This window comes from Paenibacillus sp. KS1 (assembly GCF_001680695.1).
Taxonomy (GTDB): domain Bacteria; phylum Bacillota; class Bacilli; order Paenibacillales; family Paenibacillaceae; genus Paenibacillus_B; species Paenibacillus_B suaedae.
In genome coordinates, this window is record NZ_MAIS01000108.1 from 1 (window position 1) to 19,213 (window position 19,213).

The 19,213-nt window shown below is 45.3% G+C and carries 16 protein-coding genes and 3 pseudogenes; 15 read left to right on the plus strand and 4 right to left on the minus strand.

Annotated elements, in window-relative coordinates; genetic code table 11:
* Positions 1–207: 207 nt before the first annotated feature.
* Positions 208–867, minus strand: coding sequence for a hypothetical protein (locus tag BBG47_RS24660; protein ID WP_065293937.1), 660 nt, complete (start codon positions 865–867; stop codon positions 208–210).
* Between the two features lie 216 nt (positions 868–1,083).
* Here BBG47_RS24660 and BBG47_RS30130 point away from each other — a divergent pair, with 216 nt between their 5' ends.
* Positions 1,084–1,239 carry a hypothetical protein gene (locus BBG47_RS30130; protein WP_175400628.1) on the plus strand — a complete coding sequence of 52 codons (156 nt, stop codon included), beginning with the start codon at positions 1,084–1,086 and terminating at the stop codon, positions 1,237–1,239.
* A 204-nt stretch (positions 1,240–1,443) separates the two neighbouring features.
* On the opposite strand, the gene BBG47_RS24665 is transcribed toward BBG47_RS30130, so the two are convergent.
* Positions 1,444–1,665 (minus strand): hypothetical protein, encoded by a 222-nt coding sequence (locus BBG47_RS24665; protein ID WP_065293938.1) that lies wholly within the window; start codon positions 1,663–1,665, stop codon positions 1,444–1,446.
* A 934-nt stretch (positions 1,666–2,599) separates the two neighbouring features.
* Between BBG47_RS24665 and BBG47_RS24670 the strand changes: the two genes are divergently transcribed.
* The 4 genes and pseudogenes from BBG47_RS24670 to BBG47_RS31300 all read left to right on the plus strand — a co-directional run bounded on the left by BBG47_RS24670 (position 2,600) and on the right by BBG47_RS31300 (position 6,587).
* Positions 2,600–3,838 carry a saccharopine dehydrogenase family protein gene (locus tag BBG47_RS24670; RefSeq protein ID WP_065293939.1) on the plus strand — a complete coding sequence of 413 codons (1,239 nt, stop codon included), beginning with the start codon at positions 2,600–2,602 and terminating at the stop codon, positions 3,836–3,838.
* Between the two features lies 1 nt (position 3,839).
* Positions 3,840–4,967: a carboxynorspermidine decarboxylase gene (gene nspC / locus BBG47_RS24675; protein ID WP_065293940.1), complete on the plus strand. Its 1,128-nt coding sequence runs from the start codon at positions 3,840–3,842 to the stop codon at positions 4,965–4,967.
* A gap of 145 nt (positions 4,968–5,112) precedes the next feature.
* A pseudogene (locus BBG47_RS24680) lies at positions 5,113–6,164 on the plus strand (aminotransferase class I/II-fold pyridoxal phosphate-dependent enzyme); the annotation flags it as partial.
* A 66-nt stretch (positions 6,165–6,230) separates the two neighbouring features.
* Complete coding sequence (locus BBG47_RS31300) at positions 6,231–6,587, plus strand: Orn/Lys/Arg family decarboxylase (protein WP_368072466.1); 357 nt, start codon at positions 6,231–6,233, stop codon at positions 6,585–6,587.
* A gap of 381 nt (positions 6,588–6,968) precedes the next feature.
* Here the strand turns inward: BBG47_RS31300 and BBG47_RS24685 are convergent, their stop codons facing one another.
* Together BBG47_RS24685 and BBG47_RS24690 are read right to left on the minus strand one after the other, a co-directional pair.
* Positions 6,969–7,589: an NAD(P)-dependent oxidoreductase gene (locus BBG47_RS24685; protein ID WP_065293941.1), complete on the minus strand. Its 621-nt coding sequence runs from the start codon at positions 7,587–7,589 to the stop codon at positions 6,969–6,971.
* A gap of 95 nt (positions 7,590–7,684) precedes the next feature.
* Positions 7,685–8,581 carry a LysR family transcriptional regulator gene (locus BBG47_RS24690; RefSeq protein WP_065293942.1) on the minus strand — a complete coding sequence of 299 codons (897 nt, stop codon included), beginning with the start codon at positions 8,579–8,581 and terminating at the stop codon, positions 7,685–7,687.
* Between the two features lie 126 nt (positions 8,582–8,707).
* Here BBG47_RS24690 and zwf point away from each other — a divergent pair, with 126 nt between their 5' ends.
* The 10 genes and pseudogenes from zwf to BBG47_RS29575 all read left to right on the plus strand — a co-directional run.
* Positions 8,708–10,231 carry a glucose-6-phosphate dehydrogenase gene (gene zwf, locus BBG47_RS24695; protein WP_065293943.1) on the plus strand — a complete coding sequence of 508 codons (1,524 nt, stop codon included), beginning with the start codon at positions 8,708–8,710 and terminating at the stop codon, positions 10,229–10,231.
* Positions 10,209–12,203 carry a transketolase gene (tkt, locus tag BBG47_RS24700; protein WP_065293944.1) on the plus strand — a complete coding sequence of 665 codons (1,995 nt, stop codon included), beginning with the start codon at positions 10,209–10,211 and terminating at the stop codon, positions 12,201–12,203. Before zwf ends, tkt begins: the two co-directional genes overlap by 23 nt.
* A gap of 37 nt (positions 12,204–12,240) precedes the next feature.
* Entirely contained in the window at positions 12,241–12,909 is a 669-nt protein-coding gene (gene fsa, locus BBG47_RS24705) for a fructose-6-phosphate aldolase (RefSeq protein WP_065293945.1), read from the plus strand.
* Between the two features lie 6 nt (positions 12,910–12,915).
* A pseudogene (locus BBG47_RS30895) lies at positions 12,916–13,020 on the plus strand (hypothetical protein); the annotation flags it as partial.
* 16 nt (positions 13,021–13,036) lie between these two features.
* Positions 13,037–14,455 carry an NADP-dependent phosphogluconate dehydrogenase gene (gndA, locus tag BBG47_RS24710; RefSeq protein ID WP_065293946.1) on the plus strand — a complete coding sequence of 473 codons (1,419 nt, stop codon included), beginning with the start codon at positions 13,037–13,039 and terminating at the stop codon, positions 14,453–14,455.
* Positions 14,456–14,657: 202 nt separating this feature from the next.
* The gene (locus tag BBG47_RS24715; RefSeq protein WP_065293947.1) at positions 14,658–16,301 is read left to right on the plus strand and encodes a sensor histidine kinase; all 1,644 of its coding nucleotides are present in this window, start codon (positions 14,658–14,660) and stop codon (positions 16,299–16,301) included.
* Positions 16,298–17,044: a LytR/AlgR family response regulator transcription factor gene (locus BBG47_RS24720; RefSeq protein ID WP_021259317.1), complete on the plus strand. Its 747-nt coding sequence runs from the start codon at positions 16,298–16,300 to the stop codon at positions 17,042–17,044. Before BBG47_RS24715 ends, BBG47_RS24720 begins: the two co-directional genes overlap by 4 nt.
* Before the next feature lie 161 nt (positions 17,045–17,205).
* A complete protein-coding gene (locus BBG47_RS24725) occupies positions 17,206–18,480 on the plus strand; it encodes an L-lactate MFS transporter (protein ID WP_065293948.1) in 1,275 nt (424 codons plus the stop codon).
* Between the two features lie 229 nt (positions 18,481–18,709).
* Positions 18,710–18,997, plus strand: coding sequence for a hypothetical protein (locus tag BBG47_RS24730; RefSeq protein ID WP_065293949.1), 288 nt, complete (start codon positions 18,710–18,712; stop codon positions 18,995–18,997).
* Positions 18,998–19,004: 7 nt separating this feature from the next.
* Positions 19,005–19,213 (plus strand): annotated as a pseudogene (locus BBG47_RS29575) (hypothetical protein); the annotation flags it as partial.

A 19,213-nucleotide genomic window follows, 5' to 3' on the forward strand; every position in this document is an offset into this window, starting at 1 on the left:
CTAGATTGCAAAACAAAAGAAACCCTGTGCCTTTAAAAAGACAGGGTTTCTCAACAATGGAGCTCCCAACAATGGGAGCTCTTTATGTTCCTAGAGATCCTTTCGGAGTCCAAGGACGGCAGATATGCAAAATAACTTGCGTGGGTTCTCCAAACAATAAAAAGGACTGCATGCAGCAGCCCTTTTAGATACGCGCTTGATATTCTACTAAATGCAACCTGGGATTCCTGCTTGTGCAGTTGTCCATTCCTTTGTTGTATTAACTGTTGTTGTCGTTACCTTAATAAGTCCTATATTTCCAACTGATAACCACGAATCTACTTTAACTTTAGCCTTCAGTTCAACTTTTTTGCCGTCATCAATAACTTGAGCTCCAACATCTCTACTAGCTATTGTGAAAGTTGTTAATAAATTATCATCGTTATCTATTACTTGAACGGTCGCATTATTGACAGAAGTAAATTTGTTCCACGAGTAATTGGAACTTGCTTCATAAGATAATTCAAACGATCCACCAAGATTAGTTGTATAATATAACATTTTCATGCCAGTACAAAACTCAGCTCGAGGAGCTATTGCATTAGGGTTTTCTGTTGATGTAACTTCTCTAGGAAGTTGTTTTAATTGATTAAGAGCTTGTTCCAATTCCCCGACAGTAACAGTAACGGAATCATCTGAAAAAGCAGCAGCATCAGCTTTTTTCAGAGCTCTAGGATCTAATCCTAGATATTCAATAACTTGGTTTACATTCTCTTCAGTTACAATTGTGTCCGTTGATAGTGCTCCACTTGCGCTCGCCTGTCCACCAAAAATTAGAGCGATAGAAAGACATAGAGCGATACATAAACTAATAGATTTTCTTACCATTGGACTATCCTCCTCCTTTTTTTTCCACTTTAACATACTATGTACATATTTACCAGTATATTTTTCGGTTAATTGAAATAAATTGTAATTAGACTTTTGGAAATGACTATATTCCTTTCACTTCAAATGCGCCTCCAACACGATTCCATTTCAGCGATTTGTGTTAACTCATCCAACAAGTATATAATCATAAATGAAAAGGAGGTGCTGTATCTAATGGAATTTATAGAAATAGGATTAAAACTATTTATTTTTATAATAGGTATTTCACTATTCTTTGCTCTGGTAGGTTTTCTAGTCAAAAAATATCTAAGTAACTTCTTTGATAAAATATTTTCTTCAATTAAAAATACTTTCAAAAAAAAGGACTGACCATATTGTAAGAAATCAGACGGTTGTAAAGACTGTGCACAAAATCCTGGATTTTGTGAAATAGTATAGCCTCTCGAACGCCGTATTTGGGCAAATTCAGCCTTGAGCGGGGATTTTGCTTCCAGGGAACATCACAAAAAAACGGGCAAATTGCAACACTTACGATTCCCCGTTTTCTTCGTATTTCTTTGATTTTCTGCACGATTAAAAACCTCGTTCAATGAATGAAATAACTTCTTCGGTCGATGATACATAATCCATCTTCAAGCAAATCATGAGTGCATACTTCCCAACTTTATATTCTCCTTCGGTCACTCTATGTACTTCGTACCGATCATCCATACCAGCTGCGCCTCCGCCGAACGTTACGTTATCTCCTACATCCATCTGGCGGATTGTCTCTTTCTGCACATTGTTTAATATCATGTTCTCATCTCCTTACTTTTCAGGGTAATAACTTTTATACCGCTTACGCAGCTGCAGGCGATGGCCGTGTTGCCGTATATGAGTTGGATTTCTTTATTTTTCCTATTCAAGAGACTCGATTAATTTCACCATCGCTGCGTGGTCTACGTTACCGAAATTCGCAGTTGTCAGCTGATTTACCATCAACGTATGAATTCCTTCAGGAGTCTTGCTGCCTTCCCGGATGAAAAGATGCATTTCCAAATCATAAGTAACAAAGGACTCGTCTTCCCCGTCGAAGTCAAACCAAATTCCTGTATCCTCAATCTCTTTCTCCTGCCTTTTTCGCGTCCATATTAGGGGAAGGGGCTGGATGCCTTGTGGGGCGTTGGATTTCGGGGATTGGAGCGGTTGAAAGACGTTTTTTTAAAATTTCTTCTTGCTCAATAATTCCGATCCTGCTATTATGAAGAAGCATTAATTTTGGAAAGCGAATATTCAATATATTTTTAGGATCTTTCCAAGCAGATAATTTTTGACCACTTCCTCTCCGGAAGTTAAGGCCATACGGACAGCCGGGTCAAATGCCGACTGGCAACTTTTCGTTGCCTTATTGATTGAGTTAAAAGCTCAAATTTTATAAGTTGGTTACTTTACAACCAGTGCAATACGCACACAACTTGTGAAACGGTCAATAAGAGTGGTAAAGGCATTATTTGCTATATAGACTCTGATCCTAACAAAATATATTTGAATATAAGAGCTCTTCCATGAAACGATGAGTCCTAGGGGTGACTGATAAGCACGCTAGGAGTTTGTTCTGTCATGTTTATTGGGAATATCTTATTTTTTAAATATATCAAGCAAGTGTGATGCGCATGGTGCGTGTTTCACTTGCTTTTTTTGTTGCCGTTTTTACAGTGAAAAAAATTGAATTCGGTGAGGAGATTGAAAAATGGGAAAAGCACTAATCATTGGCGCCGGTGGCGTAGCATCTGTAGCAGTTCATAAATGCGTTCAAAACAGCGAGGTCTTCGAAGAAATCTGCATCGCCAGCCGTACGAAGTCCAAATGCGATGATCTGAAAGCAAAACTGGACGGCGGCAAAACGAAAATTACAACCGCACAGGTCGATGCCAATAACGTTGAAGAGCTGATCGCTCTGATTAACGAAGTCAAACCGGATATCGTCATGAACTTGGCTCTGCCTTACCAGGATTTGACGATCATGGATGCCTGCCTGGCTACCAGAACACATTATATGGATACGGCAAACTATGAGCCGGAAGATACGGCGAAATTCGAATACAAATGGCAGTGGGAATATCGGGAACGCTTCGAAAAAGCAGGAATTACAGCACTGCTCGGCAGCGGATTCGACCCTGGCGTAACCGGCGTATTCTCGGCTTATGCGTTGAAACACTACTTTGACGAAATCGAATATATCGACATTCTGGATTGCAACGGCGGGGATCACGGTTATCCTTTCGCAACCAACTTCAACCCGGAAATCAATATCCGCGAAGTGTCTGCCAATGGCCGCTACTGGGAAAACGGGGAATGGATCGAAACAAAACCGATGGAAATTAAGCGTGAATATAACTTTGCAGAAGTCGGCCAAAAGGACATGTATCTGCTGTACCATGAAGAGCTCGAGTCTCTTGCGCAAAACATCCCTGGTCTGAAACGCATCCGTTTCTTCATGACTTTCGGCCAAAGTTATCTCATGCATTTGAAGGCGCTTGAAAACGTTGGAATGACCTCCATCGAACCAATCGAATACGAAGGGAAACAAATCATTCCGCTTCAATTCCTGAAGGCTGTACTTCCGGATCCGTCCTCTCTTGGACCTCGTACAGTGGGCAAAACGAACATCGGCTGTATCTTCAAAGGGAAAAAAGATGGCCGAGACAAGACGTACTATGTCTACAATGTTTGCGACCACCAAGAGTGCTATAAAGAAGTGGGTTCCCAAGCTATCTCCTATACAACCGGCGTTCCTGCCATGATCGGCGCGGCGATGATCCTCACCGGCAAATGGAACAAACCGGGCGTATACAATGTCGAAGAGTTCAATCCGGATCCATTCATGGAAGAGCTGAACAAATGGGGACTTCCATGGGTAGAAGACTTCAACCCTGTGCTGGTTGACGCCTTGCCTGAGGAAGCTAAAGAGCCGGAGCTCGTTCGTTAAGATGCGGTTCGAGGATTTACCGACACCCTGTTTTGTAGTCGATGAAGCACTAATCGAGAAAAACCTGAAAATATTGAACGGCGTCATGCAGCGTACGGGAGCCAAAATTGTACTGGCGCAAAAGGCTTTTTCCATGACTGCGATGTATCCGCTCATCGGAAAATACTTAAGCGGTACGACTGCGAGCGGATTATTCGAAGCACGACTGGGTCACGAAGAAATGGGCAAAGAAAATCATGTCTTTGCCCCTGCTTACCGTGAAGATGAGATCGATGAGATTATTTCCATTTGCGACCACATCATCTTCAATTCCTTCTCCCAGTTGGAAAAGTATAAAGCGAAGGCTCTTGCTGCTGGCAGAAAAATTGGCCTTCGTATCAATCCGGAATGTTCAACGCAAGTGGGGCATGAGATCTATGATCCTTGTTCGCCGGGATCAAGATTTGGCGTTAAACGGGAGGATTTCCAGCCGGAACTGCTGGAAGGCGTTTCGGGGTTGCACTTTCATACCCTTTGCCAACAGAACTCGGACGATTTGGAGACCACGCTGAATGCGGTTGAAGACAAGTTCGAACCTTGGCTGCCGCAAATGGAATGGATCAATTTCGGCGGCGGTCACCATATCACGAGAGAAGACTACGATATCCCGAAGCTCGAAGCTTGCATAACGCGAATGCAAAATAAATACGGCTTGGAAGTATACCTTGAACCCGGAGAAGCCATCGCGCTTAACGCGGGCTATATGGTCACTTCCGTGTTGGATATCCATCGCAACGGCATCGAGATTGCAATCGTGGACACATCGGCTACCTGTCATATGCCGGATGTTCTGGAAATGCCATATCGTCCACCTCTGGTCGGTTCGGGTGAATTCGGGGAGAAGCCATACGCTTACCGACTCGGTGGTCCGACCTGCCTTACGGGCGATGTCATCGGAGACTATTCCTTCGATCAGCCTCTCAAGAGCGGCGACAGATTAGTATTTGAAGATATGGCGATCTACTCCATGGTCAAAACCAATACCTTCAACGGCATGCCGCTGCCGGCCATCGCCGTGCAGGAGAAGGATGGGAATTGCCGCGTCGTGCGCGAGTTCGGTTATCAGGATTTTAAGATGAGACTAGCTTAATGAATAACCAAAGCCTTAACTCCGATGGGAATTAAGTGTGAATATAACTTGGCTGAAGTCGGTCAAAAGGACATGTATCTGCTATTCGGCGTAATATGGAAAGATTTCAAGCCGGAACTGCTTAGAAAGGTTGTGACAGCATAAAATGGACCACCGTAACACGCCGCTATTTACAGCTCTGAAAGAACATGCGGCGAGCAATCCCGTACAATTTCATATTCCCGGTCATAAAAAGGGCGTAGGAACTGACAGTGAGTTCAGAGAGTTTATAGGCGATAGTGCCCTATCTATAGATTTGATTAACATTGCGCCGCTGGATGATCTCCATCAGCCTACCGGTGTTATTGAAGAAGCGCAACAGCTTGCAGCCGACGCATTTGGCTCAGATTATACTTATTTCAGCGTACAGGGGACGAGTGGTGCCATTATGACCATGATTTTGTCTACATGCTCGCCTGGGGACAAAATTATCGTACCACGCAATGTGCACAAATCGATCATGTCGGCCATCATTTTCTCCGGCGCGAAGCCAGTATTCATATCTCCGGTTCGCGACGAGAATCTTGGAATCGATCACGGCATTACAACCAAATCCGTACAGCGTGCACTGGATCGCCATCCGGATGCCAAAGCGGTTCTGGTTATTAACCCGACATACTTCGGCGTATGCGCCAATCTGAAGGAAATCGTCGATCTTGCCCACAGCCGCCATGTTCCAGTGCTCGTAGACGAAGCGCATGGGGTACGTATCCATTTCCATGAGGATCTGCCGATGTCCGCTATGGAAGCTGGTGCGGATATGGCCGCAACTAGTGTGCATAAGCTTGGGGGTTCTATGACACAAAGCTCGGTTCTCAACCTGAATACAAAAAACGGCTATGTGAATCCTCAGCGCGTGCAGACGATCATCAGTATGCTGACAACAACTTCTACTTCATACGTGCTGCTTGCATCATTGGATACATCCAGACGCAATCAGCGATTAACGGCCATAACATGGCGCAAAGAACGATTGATCTTGCCCAAAAAGCCCGCCGCAGCATTAATGAAATGGAAGGTCTGTACTGCTTCGGGGAAGAAATCCTTGGGGACGAGGCCACCTTTGATTATGATCCGACCAAACTCACCATCCATGTCCGCCATCTGGGCATTACAGGCTTTGAAGCGGAAAACTGGCTGCGTGAGCATTATAACATTGAGGTCGAGCTCAGTGATATGTACAACATCCTCTGCCTGGTAACCCCAGGCGACAACGAGGAAACGGTGTCGGTACTGCTTACAGCTCTCCGTGAGTTAGCTGGAACGTATTACAACGTGAACACTGCAAATGAGCTAATCGTGAAGATCCCGGAAATTCCTCATCTCTCCCTGATTCCAAGGGATGCATTTTACGGAGATACCGAAGTCATTCCGTTCAAGGAATCAGCCGGTCGAATCATTGCCGAGTTCATATATGTCTATCCGCCGGGTATTCCAATCCTGCTGCCGGGCGAAGTGATCTCCCAAGACAACATCGATTACATTGTCGATCATGTGGAGGTGGGGCTTCCGGTGAAAGGACCGGAGGATTGGTACATCCAAAATGTCAAGGTGATCGTGGAAACCGACCCGATCTCCTAAATCTGCATACCTTACGCGTAGAGTGCACCACGAAGCGCCGTCAATGCAAATCTGGCCATTTTGATTGAAGGAATTTCTAATTGAGTTTTCAATAGAATGATCCAATAGAATATGTTAGGAGCGTGTTTTGAACAATCTATTTTCAAAACACGCTCTTTTTTTGTTGTTCTTTTATCAAGGTTATTAAGATTAATGCTGTCCGAAGAAATTAAAGTAGTAGACTCGGGAAATGAAGTTTCATTGGCTTCCGGAAGACTTGAACAGTACGAAGAAGAAGGTTTGATTGATTCAGAAGGAATAAGATGACGATTTTGAATTAAGGAAAGCCAATTACACTGATTAACGTGGTGAAAACCGGCTTTCCTTTTCAGGAATGGTTTTTTAATAAGCGATGCCGAAACGTCTATTCTCATATCCTTCTTTATTTATCAAAGACCAGGTAAAATGAGCAGTATCGCCCACCGTGATTTTCGATCCGTTCAATGGCAGCACATCTACCTCTGTTCGGTACATGCCCGTTTTTTCGCCATCGATTAAATGGGTAGGACAAATAATCGTCCAGCATAGCCCACTATTTTTTAAGGCTTGATAAGCAGCTAAATGATCTTCGGCAGCTGTGGTACTTCTTCTTTTTGATTCTTCCGATTGGAACCGATAGATCTTCGGATTTATGCGGGCTTGTAAAATCCCCGCTGTTCCAATTGTAACGATTCGGCTTATCCCCTCTTTTTTCATATTTTTAATAATGGTTTGCATACTTTTCGACAACGTGCCATTCCCATCTGTTCCAAGAGCACTTATAACGATATCAACTTCCTTTAACGCCTTTTTTACATCATGTTCATCTAATACATTTCCCTCGATGATCTGTAGATTCCTATGCGAAACTGCAAGCTTATTCTGATCACGCACTAAGACTGTAATATCATGCGAATCGTGTAATGCTAGTTTCAGTAGCTCTGATCCAACTCTCCCTGTTGATCCCAATATACATATTTTCATTTTTCCTTCTCCTTGATCTCTATTTCTCTCTACTGTTGGTTCACGCCATGATGGGCCAGTTGGTGAAGATCTTGCAAAGCAGCATCTGAATGTGCCTACTTTGACAGCGGACACGTTTGAATCATCTCGATAAACCCGCATGCTGCCATGGAAAGCGGCATGTTGCGCATAATCATAATCCCCACGTGAGATGGCGGCAGCCGCACGTCCAATTGAATCTCGAAGAGGGTGCCCTCTTCCAGCTCTTTCGACACAAATTCTCTCGTCACGTATGAAATTCCGAGTCCTTTCCGAGCAAACTCGATGAGAAGATCCACGCTTCCGACCTCAATTTTAGGTGCGAGCTTATAGCCGTAGCTTTGAAATAATTCCGTAATGGTCATTCGTGCTCTGCTATTACGCGAGAATAGGATAATTGGATACTGGAGCAGCATATCCAGCGTTAAAACCGCATTCTTGAGCTCGGCATAACGTGTCCCCGCTACGAAGCATTCCTGCAGCTGAAAAGTCTCCCTCACTTCAAGTTGGGTATCGACGATAGGCATACGGATGACGCCTAAATCAATTTTCCCTTCTTTTAAGAAGGAAATGATTTCCGGCGTAGTTCCATGATTCAGGTGAAGTCTGATCCCGGGATGCCTCTCATGAAAGTCCTCCAAGTACGGGAGCAAATAATGCTTGAACAGCGAATCGCTTCCGCCAATCCGTAGCTCGCCGCTGTCCAGATTTTTAAGTGCTTCCATTTTTTCTTCGGCCAGCGATATTAAGATCTGTGACTGCTCAATATAGGAATACAGGATGGCGCCCTCTCTCGTCAGCCCAACGCCCTTGGAATTCCGGTAAAACAAAGTGACGCCGAAGCTGTTTTCAAGCTGTTTGATGGCGTGGCTGACGCTAGGTTGGGTTAGAAATAAGGCCTTGGCAGCCTGAGTCAAGCTGCCTGTCTTCGCAGCCCAATAAAATACTTTGTACAATTCGTAATTTATACTCATAGATGTGGTCTATAGCTCCTGTGAAATATATTTATTACTTGTATAGATGATATTCGTATTATAGTGGAACTACGAAATAGAAACCAGAGCTTGATTAAGAGAGCGCTGCTTGAAGGAGAGAGAAACATGGAGCCGACCACTTTTGTTTTGTTTGGAGCGACAGGGGATTTAGCCAAAAGAAAAATATACCCTGCCCTTTACAACTTGTATATCGATCGGAAGCTGCCGCAATCATTCTCCTTATTTGGTCTTGGGAGAAGAGAATTGTCTGATGAATCGTTTCAGGCAAATGTTGAGCAGTCTATCCGTACTTTTTCCAGACGCGAAGCGAACAATTCTGCGTTAATCAAAGATTTCTTGAGCGCATTCCGTTACAGCGTTCTTGATATAGATCGCAAAGAAGATTATAGGAAGCTGCTGCAACTGATTGAACAGAGGGAAGAAGAGCTGCATATTCCGCCGAATCGCCTGTTTTATTTATCTGTCGGACCTGAATTTTTTGAAACGATTACAGCGAGCATTAAGGAAAGCGGGCTCGGTTCCGCGAATGGCTGGAAGCGTCTCGTGATCGAGAAGCCTTTCGGCCATGATTTGAAATCTGCTCGTGATTTAAATCAGAAGCTGAGCAAAGCTTTTTCGGATCATGAAATTTACCGAATCGACCACTATCTCGGCAAGCCACTGATCCAGAAGCTTGAGATTTTGCAGCAGAATCCGGTTCTTAATGCCTTATGGACGAATCGTTACATTGCCAACGTGCAAATTACAGCAAACGAGACCGTCGGCGTAGAAGAAAGAGCAGGTTATTACGATCATGTAGGTGCCGTAAGAGACATGTTCCAAAACCATATGCTGCAATTACTGATGATGCTGACGAGTCATCTTCCAATCAACAGCGACTCGGAAATGGTGCGCTTTAAGAAGAAAAAGGTGATGGAAGCTCTCGAGCCGCTGCAAAAAGAGGAAGTGGGCGCGAGCATTATCCGCGGGCAGTACAAAGCAGGAACCGTTCAAGGTAAGCCGGTAATCGGCTATATCTCGGAACCAGGGATCGCTTCTACTTCGATGAACGATACGTTTATTGCCGCTAAATTGCAGATCAATGATTTCTTTTGGCGCGGCGTTCCTTTTTATATCCGGACAGGCAAGCGAATGAAAGAGAAATCAACGCGGATTGTGATTGAGTTCAAGGAACTGTTAAAGATGTCCTCACAGGCAAGTACTGAAAGACAATCGCCTAACCTTCTGGTATTTGAAATTAGTCCGAACGAAGGCATTACGCTGCAATTAAATACAAGGGATCCTTTGCATAAAGGGGAGTTCAAGCCCCTTCAAATGAATTTTCATGAGAGCAAGGGCGATGTTCCCGAGGCTTATGAAAATTTGATTTACGATGCTTTGCAAGGAGATCCTACGTTCTTCGCACATTGGGAGGAAGTTGAATTGTCGTGGCAATGGGTTCAACCGATCTTGGAAGCATTCGAGGAGAATCTGGTTCCGCTTCATCGGTATGAAGCGGGCACTTACGGTCCTGCCGAGTCCGATGCATTATTGGCGAAGGACGGCTACCATTGGTGGTTCGATGACAAGCCAGAACAACATATTAAAACGGAAGAAGGAGAACAATATGCTTACCAAGGAAACCATTGATCAATTAGCTGTCGATACGATCCGAACATTGTCTATCGATGCTATCAACAGTGCCAATTCAGGTCATCCAGGACTGCCGATGGGAGCGGCGCCGATGGCATACGCTCTTTGGTCCAGACTGTTAAATCACAATCCCGGCCATGCCAAATGGTTTAACCGCGACCGCTTCGTTCTGTCTGCGGGTCACGGATCAGCCTTGCTCTACAGCCTGCTGCATTTGTCTGGATATCAGGTGTCGCTTGATGATTTAAAACAGTTTCGCAAGCTGCACAGCAAAACGCCGGGGCATCCCGAATATGGGCACACGGATGGCGTAGAAGCGACAACTGGGCCACTGGGACAAGGGTTAGCGATGGCAGTTGGAATGGCGATGGCCGAAGCTCATTTGGCCTCGAAATTCAATCAAGACGGATTCCCAGTAATCGATCATTATACGTATGCGCTTGTGGGAGACGGCTGCTTGATGGAAGGGATCTCTTACGAGGCGATGTCCATGGCAGGACATATGAAGCTCGGGAAATTAATCGTATTGTATGATTCCAACGACATCTCGTTGGACGGAGCGACCAACCTTTCCTTCGGTGAAAATATGCAAAAAAGAGCGGAATCGGCCAATTGGGAATATATTCGGGTCGAGGACGGCAATGACATTTCCCGGATTGCCGAAGCGATCGCCGCTGCCAAGCAAAACGGTGCCCAGCCGACGCTTATCGAAATTCGGACGATTATCGGTTACGGCAGCAAGTTTGCGGGAACGAACAAAGTACACGGCAATCCGCTCGGCAAAGAAGAAGCGAAGGCGACCAAGGAAGTTTACGGCTGGCAGTATGAGGAAGAGTTCACCGTTCCAGAAGAAGTCAATGCGCATTTCGAGCAGCTGAAACGTAAGGGCGAGGCCAAAGAAGAAGAGTGGAACAAATTGGTCACTGCCTATAAAGCGCAATATCCTGTGCAGGGTAAGGAGCTCAAGCAAGTCATCGATGCTTCCGTGTCAATTGAGGCTGCTGACATCCTTACGTTCGACGCTTCCAAAACGATTTCTACCCGTGTAGCAAGCGGTGAAGCCATAAATCATTACGTAAAAACCGTTCCTTCGATTTTTGGAGGAAGTGCGGATTTATCGCATTCGACGATGACGGACATCAAAGGAGAGCAAAAGTTTGCCGTGGAGTCTTACTCGGGACGGAATATCTACTTTGGCGTTCGTGAGCATGCTATGGGTGCAGCGGGCAATGGCATGGCCCTGCATGGAGGTGTAAAACCATTCGTAAGCACCTTCTTCGTATTCAGCGATTATTTGCGCCCGTCTATTCGTTTGGCTGCGCTGCAAAAACTGCCTGTGATTTATGTATTTACCCATGATTCCATTGCCGTTGGGGAAGATGGACCTACGCATGAACCCGTCGAGCACTTGGCTGCGCTGCGCACCATTCCGGGACTTACGGTCATTCGTCCGACCGATGCTAATGAAACGTCGAGTGCATGGGCGTATGCTCTGCAGCAAAATGAAGGCCCGGTAGCCTTGGTGCTAAGCAGACAAAATCTTCCTGTATATGAAGCGACCAAGGCCAATGTTGAAGGGGTAGCCAAAGGCGCTTATGTCTTGAGCGAAACGGGCGGTCAGCCGGATGTCATTCTGATCGGAACCGGATCCGAGGTTTCTCTGGCCATGAACGCCGAAGCGGAGCTGGAACGGGACAACATCTCCGTACGCGTCGTTGCCATGCCAAGCAGAGAGCTGTTCGATCGTCAGCCCGAAGCGTATAAGCAGCGTGTTCTTCCTAATTCCGTTACGAAGCGGGTAGCCATTGAAGCCGGCATTTCGTTAGGCTGGGATCGTTACACGGGACCAGGCGGAAAAGTACTGTCGATTGATACATTCGGCGCTTCTGGATCTGGTACAGAGGTTATGGAGTACTTTGGTTTCTCCGTAAATGAAGTGGTTCGCCTTACGAAGGAACTACTGAAGTAATAATAAATTACAAATAAAACAATGGAGGTACTTACCTATGAAATTCTTTATCGATACTGCAAATGTGGAAGACATCAAAAAAGCATATAAAATCGGTATTTTATCCGGTGTTACGACGAATCCGTCGTTGGTTGCTAAGGAAGGTGTGAAATTTGAAGATCGAATCGCCGAGATTTTGCGGGAAGTACCCGGAGTTGAATCGGTCTCCGCTGAAGTAACGCCTGATGCGGTGACAGCTGAAGACATGATCGCGCAAGCGGACGAACTAATCAAAATCAACAATAATGACAAAAACATCACGATCAAGCTTCCGATGACGCTCGCCGGACTTGAAGCTTGCCGCTACTTGAGCGACAAAGGCGTGAAAACGAACGTGACGCTGATTTTCACTGTGAACCAAGCTTTACTGGCCGCTCGTGCAGGTGCTACCTATGTCTCGCCGTTCCTTGGCCGCTTGGATGATATATCGGAAGACGGCGTCCAGCTCGTCACGAAAGTTGCTGAGTTGTTCCGAGTGCATAACCTGGACACGCAAATTATCGCGGCATCCGTCCGCCATCCAGATCACGTGACACGCGTAGCAATGGCAGGCGCGCATATTGCCACGATTCCATTTGCGGTGATCGAACAAATTTCCAAGCATCCGTTGACGGATCAAGGTATGGATAAATTCGCTGCCGATTGGAAAAAAACAGCTAAGCTTTAAGTTACGCTTAAAATATACAAGATCAATATGTTTGCGCTGCTGGGTAAGCCTGGTTTCGAAGCGCAAAAAGCCGAGCTTATCAAACGTTTATCTACAAAGAGAGAGAAATGACAGGGAGGGAATTGCAATGAAAAAACAGCAAATCGGCGTAGTAGGCTTGGCCGTCATGGGGAAAAACCTAGCCTTAAATATAGAAAGCAAAGGGTTCTCAGTTGCAGTATACAATCGTTCGCCAGAGAAAACGAATGAGCTTCTGGAGGAGGCGAAAGGCAAGAATTTCGTCGGCACGTACAGTGTCGAAGAATTCGTCCAATCGCTCGAGACGCCACGGAAAATTCTGATCATGGTCAAAGCGGGACAACCGACAGACGATACCATCAATCAGCTTGTTCCTTACCTGAGTCAGGGGGATATTCTCATCGACGGCGGAAACGCCTATTTCCCTGATACGCAAAGAAGAAATAAAGAGCTGCAAGCTAAGGGATTCCGTTTTATTGGAGCGGGTGTCTCTGGCGGCGAAGAGGGGGCGCTGAACGGACCCGCGATTATGCCAGGCGGGCAAAAAGAGGCGTATGAACTGGTCGAGCCAATCTTGACCGCCATTTCAGCCAAAGTGGACGGCGATCCCTGCTCGACTTATATCGGAGAAGACGGCGCCGGCCATTATGTCAAAATGGTTCACAACGGCATCGAATACGGTGATATGCAGCTCATCGGCGAAGCGTATCATCTGCTCAAAGATGTATTGAACGTAAATACCGAGCAGTTGCATGACATTTTCTCTGAATGGAACAAAGGCGAACTGGATAGTTATTTGATCGAAATTACAGCCGATATTTTCGCAAAGAACGATCCGGAGACCGGCATGCCAATGGTGGATGTCATCCTTGATTCGGCAGGACAGAAAGGAACAGGAAAATGGACGAGCCAAAGCGCATTGGATCTGGGAGTTCCATTGTCCATTATTACCGAATCCGTGTTTGCACGATTTATCTCTGCAATGAAAGAAGAACGCGTGGCCGCAAGCAAGCAGCTGAAAGGCCCCGCGGCGTCAAGCTACGACGGCGATCCCAATGAATTCATCGAGGCCGTTCGCAAAGCTTTGTATGCCAGCAAAATCGCTTCGTATGCGCAAGGCTTTGCGCAAATGAGAGCTGCCTCCGACGCGTACAATTGGAATTTGAACTATGGAGGCATCGCCATGATCTTCCGCGGGGGATGTATTATCCGCGCGAGGTTCTTACAAAATATTAAGGATGCATACGACCGGGACCCAGAATTGAAAAACTTGTTGTTGGACGAATACTTCAGTGGGATTATTGCTAACTATCAGGAAGCCTGGAGAAAAGTCGTATCGATTGCCGTAACTAGAGGAATTCCGGTTCCTGCTTTCGCTTCCGCTTTAGCTTATTATGACAGCTATCGGACGGAGAGACTGCCGGCTAATTTGCTGCAGGCACAGAGGGATTATTTTGGGGCGCATACGTTCGAGCGGCTTGATCAAAAGGGAAGCTTTCACTTTCAGTGGATGGAAAATAATGAATAATATTGTGATGCCATTTTTCGAACCTTATATAAATGAATAATTCAATAGAATATGTTAAGAGCGTGTTTTGATCAATCTTTTCAAAACACGCTCTTTTTTTATGTATGGATTTGGAACGTGAAAACAGAGCAAACTTTGATAAAATAAACAAACAACAGCTTGAGATAACGGGAGGTAGTTTCCAATAAACGGAGATTTCACGATGCTGCTTCAGCTCTTTGAGCGGGCAGCATTACTGCTCATTATTTTGTTTTTCTTAACTCGTATTCCGAGCTTTAAGCAGATTCTGCAAAAGGAATCGCTGACCACGAAGGAGTTCGCTGTCGTTACGCTTCTGTTCTGTACCTTTGCACTATTCGGTACCTACTCAGGCATCGATGTGGAAGGCTCGCTCGTCAACGTACGGATCATCGTAATTACGGCAGGGGGCATCTTGTTTGGGCCTTGGGTCGGTCTAGTCGTGGGCGTGGTGTCCGGAATCCATCGTTATTTGATCGATATCGGTGGGGTAACCTCGATTCCATGTCTCATCACGAGTATTATTGCGGGGCTGGTATCTGGGTATATTCATCTTCGCACACCAAAAGAAAAACGTTGGTTTATCGGGATTCTTGCCGGGATGGCTTGCGAGGCTTTAACGATGCTGTTGATCATTTTCATGGCGCAGCCTACTACATTAGGCAATGAGATTGTATCCAGAATTGCAACACCGATGATTCTCGGGCAATTGAATGTGGGATTGATCATTTTGTTGATTCAGAATGTAGAAAGTGAGCGGGAAGGAATCGCTGCGCAGCAAGCGAAGTTGGCGTTGGACATTGCAAATAAGGCATTGCCCTATTTCCGCTCCATCAATACCGAATCCTTGCACAAGATTTGTTCCATTATTAAAGAAGACATTCAAGCCGATGCGGTGGCGATTACGGATGCCTCGAGCGTTCTCGCTTATGTCGGTTTTGGGGAAGACCGCTATCAACTTCGGCATGAGATCATAAGCGATATGACCAAACAGACGATACGGAGCGGGGAGTTCATGATAAGCAACCATGCGTTGGACGATGCGATGCCCGGCATTCAATCCTTGCTTATTATTCCGCTGAAAGAGCGGGAAGAAGTGACGGGGACCTTGAAGATTTATTATCGGAAAGCGCATAAAATTACCTATCCGCTGCAGACTATGGCCGTCGGTTTGTCCCAGATCATCTCGACATTAATGGAAGTTTCCCGTGTGGAAGAGATTAAGGAGATGGCGAATAAAGCGGAGCTCAAAGCGCTGCAGACAACCATTCAGCCTCATTTTTTGTTCAATGCGCTAAATGCAATTGGATCCTCGATCCGAACTAGACCGGATCAAGCGAGGGAACTGATCGTCAATTTATCCGGATATTTACGTTATAATTTGGAGCTAACGGATGAATTGATCGATATCCATAAGGAGCTGGAACAGGTTCGCAATTACGTAGAGATTGAAAAAGCACGCTTCGGAAATCGGCTGCATGTCGTTTATGATGTGGATGAAGTCGCCGTGAAGATTCCGAGTCTCATCATTCAACCGTTAGTGGAGAATGCGATTGTCCACGGCATATTGAAGGAGAGAGGACCTGGAACGGTCACTATCTATGTCAAAGATACAGAAGAGTACATTCGGATTGGCGTGCGGGATACTGGCGTGGGTATCCGTGAAGATATCATCAAACAGGTGATAGAGGAGCGCGTTCCACCGAATCATATTGGTCTGTTCAATGTGTACAAGCGTGTGAAGCTCATTTTCGGGCATGGTGTTACAATGGAGCGGCTAGATCAAGGAACGAATATCTTTTTTGACATACAGAAGGAGACACGATGAGAGCGATAATTGTGGAAGATGAAGTTTTGGCCAGTGAAGAGCTGGAGTATTTGATTACCAAACATAGCCGCATTGAAATCGTGGAGCGATTCGAAGATGGCCTTGATGTGCTCAAATTTCTGCAGGAGAAGGAAGTCGATGCGATTTTTCTCGATATTAACATTCCATCCTTGGATGGGATGCTGCTAGCGACGAATATCAGCAAGTTCGCACATAAACCGTATGTTATTTTTACAACAGCGTATAAGGAACATGCAGCCCAAGCTTTTGAACTGGAAGCTTTTGATTATATCTTGAAACCCTACGATGAGAACCGGATTGCCGCGATGTTACGTAAGCTGGAGACCGCCTTCGAACGGGATGTGCAGCAAGGAGGAACTTCAAATCCTGCGGACAGCAGGCAAAGATCTGAGGAGAAACGCATTAATTTGTTGAAAAATGATAAGTATATCGTAACGGATAGCGATGACATCTACTATGCGGAAGCGCAAGAGAAGGTGACCAACGTATTCACGAAGAGCGGTACCTACACGATGCCGATGAGTATATCGGACTTTCATGCTATGCTGCCACAAGATCGATTCTATCGTTGTCATCGTTCCTATACTGTCAATTTGTCTCAAATCCATGAAATCGTTCCGTGGTTCAATAATACCTACCTGCTGCGTCTACGTGATATGGATGCCAAAGTACCCGTCAGCAGAAGTAAAGTCAAAGAATTTAGGCAGTTGATGCATATATAAATGCAGTTCATTCCGCAATCCCGTCATTTCATGTCGCTCATGGCTCAAGTAAGCGTTTTATCTTGTAAGATAAGGGTGTAAAAGCAAAGCGTAAGAGCTTTCACTTCCCTACAGATAAAACACAACTCTTGATCATAGCAGAATGGAAAGAGGGATCTATCATGAGAACGCATCAAGCAACTGGGTCGCAAGTAAACCGATGGATGATCGTCCTTGGAACAATCATTGTACAAATGGGATTAGGAACCATATATACGTGGAGTTTATTTAATCAGCCGTTAGCTGACAAGTTTGGATGGGAGCTTAGCTCCGTATCGATTACATTTTCCATCACTAGTTTTGCACTGGCTTTCTCGACACTGTTCGCTGGTAAGATTCAGGATCGTATCGGAATTCGGCGTATGACAATGATTGCAGGTGCTGTTCTCGGTGCAGGGCTAATCGCTAGCTCACAGGTTTCATCGTTGTGGATGTTGTACTTGCTGGCTGGCGTGGTTGTTGGTTTTGCGGATGGTACAGCATATATTACATCGCTATCGAATTTAATAAAATGGTTTCCTGAACGCAAAGGGTTAATATCCGGAATCTCGGTGGTAGCCTTTGGGACAGGCAGCTTGGTTTTTAAATATATCAATGCGAACTTCATCAATACGATGGGTGTCTCCTATGCATTTCTGGTCTGGGGATTGATCGTTATGGTGATGGTGATTGCCGGTTCGTTCTTAATCAAAGAAGCCGTAATTACGGAAACACCTGCGAACGCAAATACGGGGTCGCAGAGTGGGCGGAATTACACAGTCAAGGAAATGCTGCGTACGAAAGAAGCGTATATGCTCTTCATTATTTTATTCACTGCTTGTATGAGTGGATTGTACCTGATTGGTATCGTCAAAGACATCGGTGTACAGCTTGCCGGTCTTGATGTCAGCACAGCAGCGAATGCGGTAGCTATGGTGGCGATTTTCAATACGGCCGGCCGGATCATTCTCGGCGCATTGTCTGATAAAGTAGGACGTATGAAAGTTGTAGCGGGAGCGCTTTTTGCGACGGCATTGTCCGTCATGGCCTTGAACTTTGTACCTCTGAATCTGGGCATCTTCTTCACCTGTGTCGCGGTGATCGCATTCTGCTTTGGCGGCAATATCACTGTCTTCCCGGCGATTGTGGCTGACTATTTCGGCTTGAAGAACCAGAGTAAGAACTATGGAATCATATATCAAGGATTCGGGTTAGGTGCTTTGGCTGGTTCGTTCCTTAGTGCTTTGTTCGGTGGTTTTCATATTACCTTTACCGTTATTGCGGTCTTGTGTATGATCTCTTTCTTGATTGCGATCTTTATCTCTGTGCCTAGCCAACGTAATCAGTCGAAGAAGAACCAAGAGAAGAAACAAGTAGTGAACCAAGAAGTGCTAAAACCACGTTACAATGTGGGATAATTGCAGTGGAACCTCAGATTGATAGGAAAGGCCACTCAAAAGAGTGTTAGATAATCAAACAGGTGTTTTTTGCACAGTAAGCGGTGTAAAAGACGCCTGTTTTTTGTTGAATAAGGAGATTTATTGGAATGATGTTCACTATTCTAATGTCAGTAAAGGTGCAACCTTTTACCAAGGAAATGAATCAAAAAAATGAAGTTACATTTTTCATGATGAAGGAAGGGTCTAAATGCGAGGAAGAATCGCTCTACTCACCGTTATGGCGGCTTTATTGACATGCAGCTTTTTTAATGGGCCTGTACAGGCAGAAACTCACACAGAAGTTACTGAAAGCTCGGCTAAATCACAGCTCGACTCAACTGTTCTAGAGAAGGTCAAAGCAGCTCTAGGGGATATTGCAAAAGGCAATGAGATGAAATCGGATCTCAAAGTAATGGCGAATGCTAGTGACAATATTGTTCTAGAAGGAGAGTTGTCCCAGCCTGCTGCAAAGCTATTCCTCAGCCCAAGTAGATAAAAAATTGTTGAATAAAGCAGCTAGCGCAATTAACCAATTAAGTAGAGAAAAAGTAAATCTTGTTCACGCGGAGCGGTTAAAGGATGAAGTCGCCGGCAGCTATTTTTGGCATTTTGAAGATTATTACGATCATCATAGCGTCAAGATTGACGCAATAACAAATCAAGTGTTGAAAGTCGACACGATTTATACGGATTGGACGAGCGACAAAGATTT